Source organism: Streptomyces sp. WM6378, assembly GCF_001279695.1.
Taxonomy (GTDB): Bacteria; Actinomycetota; Actinomycetes; order Streptomycetales; family Streptomycetaceae; genus Streptomyces.
Genome location: NZ_LGDD01000314.1, coordinates 48,408 through 54,407, shown reverse-complemented (window position 1 = coordinate 54,407; position 6,000 = coordinate 48,408). Strand labels below are relative to the sequence as shown.

Sequence of the window (6,000 nt, the reverse complement as noted above, 5' to 3'; positions counted from 1 at the left end):
GGCGAACTCCTGAGGGCTCACCTTCGGACTCTTGGCAGGCCCCGAACTACGCAAACCGGCCCTGCCGTGAGCCCTCCAGTCCCGCCTCCAGCGTTCGACCGAACGGATACTCACCCGCAGATCCTTCGCGATGACCGTGTTCTTCCCGCCCCGCTCAAAGCCCTCGGCCGCCAGCATCCGTACCCGTTCACGGGCGGCCTGTTCATAGGCCCTGAGCCCACCCCCTTGCGCGTATCGCATAGCCCAGGCATAGCGCGGACCACCGCCGACGTCACGCCGACAACCCATCGGAAAGGTCAGTAGGACGCCTTCGACGTACTTTCCCCCGCAGGGGCGGGCACGGCAGAGGCACGCCTTCACAGCGCCCAGGGATCGGCCCGGGGAGGGGCTAACGACCGATTCCGCCCCGCCTCGGGGTGCTACGGAAAGGGGCACCAAGCGGGAGGAAGGAAGACCGTTGCAGGAACGGGGGTACCGACGGCAGCGAGGAGTCCGATCGGAGCCGGGCCCGTGGAGTTGTGGAAGACCAGAGTGCCGCCGGAGAAGGTCAAAGGGCCGAAGAACACGCAGCTGCCGGAGAACGTCGCGCAGAAACTTACGCAGCCGCCGGAGAACGTCAAGCCGCCGGAGAAGTACACGGTGCCGCCGGAGAACACCGCGTAGTCGTAGGTCACGCTGCTGCCGGAGAACACCGCGCAGTCGAAGCTAACGGTGCCGCCGGAGAACACCGTATGGCCGAAGTACACGGTGCCGTCGGAGAACACCGCGCTGTCGAAGTCCACGAAGCCGCCGGAGAACACCGCGTGGTTGAAGCTAACGCTGCTGCCGGAGAACACCGCGCGGCGGAAGTCAACGCGGCCGCCGGAGAACACCGCGCTGTCGAATTTCACGAAGCCGCCGGAGAACGTCGCGTCGGCGAAGTTCACGAAGCCGCCGGAGAACACCGCGCCGGTAAAGTCCATAGCACCGTCGATGTCGACCCCAGTGAGATCAAGGTTGCAGCCTTGCCATGAGCGGTGAGCGCCTTCGAGGATGCGGTAGTGGTCTCCTGTCAGGCTCAAGATCGTCCGCCGGACTTCACGAAGTGCGCGGTGGCGGTCTTTCTTGTCCTGGTGTGCATCGCGCTGTTCTTTGGTGGGTGAGGTGCCGTCGGGCAAGGGGTCGGGAAGGTCGCCCGGGTCGGGAGGGAAGGGCAGGCGGAGGTAGGCGCACAGGACGTCGATGCAGGTCTGGCGCAGGTCGTGGGTGGGGGCGTCGTCGGCGAGGCCGGCCAGTGCGTGGACGCCGCCGAGCCGGACTGCGGGTGAGTCGGAGCCGAGTTTGTCGACGGCCTGGGAGAAGCGCTCGGTGTGCAGCCGGGTGGCCTCGCGGTAAGCGCCGGCCTCGTCGACGCGCTGGCGGCGGTAGGCGACGACCAGGGCGACGAGCGCACCGGCTCCTGCGACCACCCCGAAGGAGAGTTTCACCAGGTCGAAGAGCGTCGTGGCGTCGAGCTTGGCGTTGGTGTCGATCTCCTTGAAGTCGAGCAGCACCACCAGCCAGTAGAAGATGCCGCCCGCGACCAGGACCGCAGCGGCGAAGGAGAGGCCCAGCGCCCAGCCGACCCTCCACAGCCGTAACTCCCCATCGTTCAGGGCGGATCGCGGCCTTCGCTTGGCTGCCATGACAGTGAAGACAAGCCGCGGAGACCAACGGTTGCAGCCAGTCCACCTCGCCGCGCGGGCAGCCCCGTGACCGCGCACCCCCAACTCCCCACGGCGCCCGTCCCCGCCGCACCCGCTCACCCAAGACCCCACCCTCTCTTTCTTGATCAATGGGCGCAGGGGGACGGGCAGAAGGGGATGCCTGACCTCCCACCACGCCCCACCATGAGGGCTGACCTGGAGTTTTCCGTCGCGTGCCGGAACCGGGATGCAGCAGATAGTGCAGGAGATCCCGCAGGAGATCGTGCAGCAGATAGCGCAACAGATACGGCAGTCCAGTAGGCAAGCCTGCGATTCCACGGCTGACGCCCCCTTGTCCTCCATCGGAGTGACGGGCGGTCAAGGGGGCTGCGCCTACGATCCGTCGCGGCGGGTCACCGGCTCGACGCCCCACCCAACCCCCGCCAGCGCAGCGCCCGCCCACCGACACGCACCGCCCCGCCCCCACCACTACCCCCACCAACCCAAGGCATCAGGGCCAGGCAGAGCGTACGGAGGGAAGTCGGGGTTCCGACGACGGCGTACCAAGGGGTCTGACCTGCGTGAATGATGGGGCGTCACGGGGAGTGATGCAGCCTCTAGTACAGCCCGTTGTACAGCCTCTACCGCAGCCCCTACCGCAGTCGGCGCGGTAAGCGCGCGAGACGCCCCTCCAGTCGCCGAACAACTGCTTCCCCAGCCAGGGGGCCCCAGAGCCGCCCACGGACGGCTCTGGGGCGCCCGCAGAGCCCCGTCCAGGCCCGGCCCACGCAGTCCTCGCCGCGGGGCCGGCCGAACTCCACGCCCACCACCGCGCGGCCACCGCGCCGCCCCTCCATGAACCCCAACCTCCTGTACGGCTACCGCGTACAAGAAGGTGTCGGCGCCGGATCCGTCCTTGCCCGCAGGAGCTGACCAGCGCGAACGGCCAAGATCGCAAAAGGGCCGGTCCCACCCTCGGCAGTGGTCTCGGTCCACGCCCGGATCAACGATCGAGCCACCGGTACAGCCAACTCTCGGATCAACTTGCCCGCACCCAAGTCTCGCCAGCTCGGACCACGCGCCGGCCCCGTCCACGTCGCCGCGATCCACGCCAGGAAGAGAAGGAGCCCTCCTCCCTATAGGGAGGAGGTGTCAGCACACTTGCGCCGCTTACCCACGGTGGCTCTGTAACGGCTCAGGACTTCCTTGACCGCTTGTTCTCGGTAGATGCTTGACGTCTTTCAACTGTTGATCTGCTTTGGACTCAGCACATCCTTGACGGCCTCCTTCTCGTTGACGTGGTGAGGGAGGGGCTGCATGGATCCGGAGGCGATGGCGCAGTACAGGTACCGCGCGGTGTGCGAAGTTCTGGGCGGTTCACCGATCGGGGAGGTCGCAGAGCGGTACGGCACGACCCGCCAGTCGCTGCACACCTGGCGGAAGCGGTTCGAGCAGGAAGGGCTCCCCGGGCTGACGGACCGTTCGCGGCGTCCGCGGACCAGCCCGGCCCGGCTGCCGTCGTCCGTCGAGGCCGCGATCTGCGAGTTGCGGCGGCAGCACCCCCGTTGGGGCGCCCGCCGCATCCGCCACGAGCTCGGTCAACGCGAGGTGACGCCGACGCCCTCCCGGGCGACTGTGCACCGGGTGCTCACCCGCAACGGACTGGTCCAGGCCCAGGTCCAGCAGCACAAGCGCAAGTACCGCAGGTGGCAGCGCGAAGCGCCGATGCATTTGTGGCAGATGGACCTGGTCGGCGGCGTCATGCTGGCGGACGGCCGCGAGTGCAAGATGGTCACCGGCATCGACGACCACTCCCGCTTCGTGGTCATTGCCACTGTGGTCGCAGTGCCAAGCGGCCGGGCCGTCTGCGAGGCGTTCGCCGCGGCGATGCGCCGCTACGGCGTGCCCTCGGAGGTCCTGACCGACAACGGCAAGCAGTTCACCGGGCGGCACAACAGACCGGAGCCGGTGGAAGTGCTGTTCGAGCGGGTCTGCCGGGAGAACGGGATCACCGCGCGGCGGACCAAGCCACGCTCACCAACGACGACCGGCAAGATTGAGCGGTTTCATAAGACCCTGCGGGAGGAGTTCCTCGACCAGGTCGCGCCGTTCGCGTCCCAGGAAGCGGCCCAGCAGTCGATCGACGAATGGGTTGCCGCCTACAACCACCAGCGGCCCCACCAGTCACTGGACATGGCGGTGCCCGCCACCTTGTTCCGGCCCAACGGCCCGGCCCGGCCCGGCCCGATCCCACACCGCCCATAGAGGCCGATGTGGGCATAGAGGCGGAGCCGTTCGCTGTTCGCGTCATCGAGGCGCCGCCACCACCTCCAGTGGGTTCCGGCGCCGTCGAGTTCGAGGCCCGGGTCCCGCCCAGCGGGCACCTCACCCTGGTGCCCAACTCCCAGAAGACCGCTGTCACGCCCGCCATGGCCGGCCGCACCCTCACCATCTGGGCCGACCAGCGCAGCATCCACCTCACCCTGGACGGACACCTCGTCAAGACCGTCCCCTCACGGCTGACCGAGGAGAACCTGCGCTGGCTGACCATGCGCGGAGCCCGGCCCGCTGGACCGCCGCCGGCCGCCCCGGCGCTGCCACGGAGCAACGGCAAGACCGGAAGACCGACCGTGCCAGCTGGTCAAGCCGTTGAGGTCGACCGGCTCGTCCACCGCGACGGCCTGATCAGCCTCAAGGGCGAGGAATACCAGGTCAGCAACAGCTTCGCGGGACGCCGAATCACCCTGCGACTCGATGGACACCTCATGCACGCCATCGCCGACGAGACACTCATCGGCACCTGGCCCTGCCCCGTGAGCCGCGGCCAACTGTCCTCCTTGCGCGGAGCCAGGACCGCCAGCGGGCGCCTTCCCGCACCGGCCTTGTTGGCCGGGGCCATGCGGGTGCAGCGACGGGTGAGCGACAGCGGCCGGATCATGGTCACCAGCCAGCGTCTGAAACTCGGCAAGAAGAACGCCGGCAAGCTGGTCACGGTCATCATCGCGGACACCCACTTCCGCATCCTCCACGAAGGCGAAGAGATCGCCGTCAAGGAGCGGAGGAATCCCGGCCCCATCAGCAAGATCCGAGTCGTATCCAAACGCGAGGACAGCCAGAGGGCGTCAAGCATCTCCTGAGACACACATCAGTACGTCAAGCAACCACTGATGACGAACCGTCAAACATGTCCCGATACCTCACAGAGCCATGGTACGCCGTCCTGCGCGCCAACCCCAAGACCCTCACCGTTCCGCACATGTTCAACGGCACCGGCCGGACCGTCGTCCACGCCGACCAGAACCACTATTCCGGAACGTCGACGCTGCCCTACGACAAGGTCACCGGCCGGATGAGCGCCGAAGAGATGCGGCAGAAGCAGAACCCCGCCGACTGAGGTCCCGACCGTGCCGGTAACCCGGCCTGCCATCGCCCGGCTCGCAGTACCTCCGGCAGTCCCACTGCATGTACACGACCGGTCCGGCACGACCCGCCGGCCGGTCCGCCGCCCCTCCCACTTCCCGCCTTGTCCAACAGGGAGTTCGTCATGCCCAGCCCCACCCCGTACACCAGTCTCGGCGCCTGGATGGACGCCGTACGGATACAGCGCGCGGCTGCCCAGGACGTGGCCCGGCTCCTCGCCGACACCCTGCGCCAGCAGTTCCCCGGTGCCGCCTACCTCACCCTGCATCTGGACCCGGAACGGGACGCACTCACCCGCCTGTCTCCCGGCACGGTCCGCGACGCCACTGGCCGTGTTCTGCACGACTTCGAGCTCAACCACCGCTGGCTGCCGCCCGTCGAGGCCGGCAGCCAGCTGGAGGCCGCATGGAGCCACTTCCGCCCCTTCGACGCGTTCGACCTGCGGCAGGTGCTCCGCCTCCTCGACAACGGGGGAAGCCGCTTCGACAACTACCCCGAGGACCTGCGCACCGAGGACGACACCCCCGAAGGCGTCTGGCTGCCGTGCCTGCTGCTGTCCACCTCAGCCCGACCGGACAGCTGGCCGGACGCCGACGACCTCGGCAACATGCTGCTCCGCCCGTACCACGCCCCACAGCACCAGCAGTAACAACCCCGCGCCGCACCCCTGAAGGAGAAGGCATGAGACACCGCACCAGACGTCACCTCTCCACACGCGCCATGCCCGACACCCGCACCGTGACCCCCGACCGGCGGTGTGTGGACTGCGGAGCGCCCGGCACCCAAGTCGTTGCCGTCCTGCCCCGGCCCGACGGCAACGCACGCCGGGTCCTGGCCTGCCCCGTCCACGCCGCCGCACGAGGCCGCTGACCCGCCAGGCCCCGACAGAAGCACCGCGCTCCCTTCCGCCTGACCG

5 protein-coding genes and 1 pseudogene are annotated in these 6,000 nt (G+C 68.3%); 4 read left to right on the top strand and 2 right to left on the bottom strand.

Annotated features, from left to right (window positions below; genetic code table 11):
- Positions 1–240: helix-turn-helix domain-containing protein (locus ADK54_RS46390; RefSeq protein WP_267887055.1), on the bottom strand; the 240-nt coding region annotated here is incomplete at its 3' end.
- Between the two features lie 179 nt (positions 241–419).
- Positions 420–1,664 (bottom strand): pentapeptide repeat-containing protein, encoded by a 1,245-nt coding sequence (locus ADK54_RS31545; protein WP_053729177.1) that lies wholly within the window; start codon positions 1,662–1,664, stop codon positions 420–422.
- A gap of 1,317 nt (positions 1,665–2,981) precedes the next feature.
- Between ADK54_RS31545 and ADK54_RS48935 the strand changes: the two are divergent.
- The 4 genes and pseudogenes from ADK54_RS48935 (at position 2,982) to ADK54_RS46385 (ending at position 5,954) form a co-directional block, all read left to right on the top strand.
- Positions 2,982–4,801, top strand: a pseudogene (locus ADK54_RS48935) (IS481 family transposase).
- A 47-nt stretch (positions 4,802–4,848) separates the two neighbouring features.
- Complete coding sequence (locus ADK54_RS31535) at positions 4,849–5,058, top strand: hypothetical protein (protein WP_053729176.1); 210 nt, start codon at positions 4,849–4,851, stop codon at positions 5,056–5,058.
- Between the two features lie 150 nt (positions 5,059–5,208).
- Entirely contained in the window at positions 5,209–5,733 is a 525-nt protein-coding gene (locus ADK54_RS31530) for a hypothetical protein (protein ID WP_053729175.1), read from the top strand.
- Between the two features lie 32 nt (positions 5,734–5,765).
- Positions 5,766–5,954 (top strand): hypothetical protein, encoded by a 189-nt coding sequence (locus ADK54_RS46385; protein ID WP_159047957.1) that lies wholly within the window; start codon positions 5,766–5,768, stop codon positions 5,952–5,954.
- Positions 5,955–6,000: the final 46 nt, after the last annotated feature.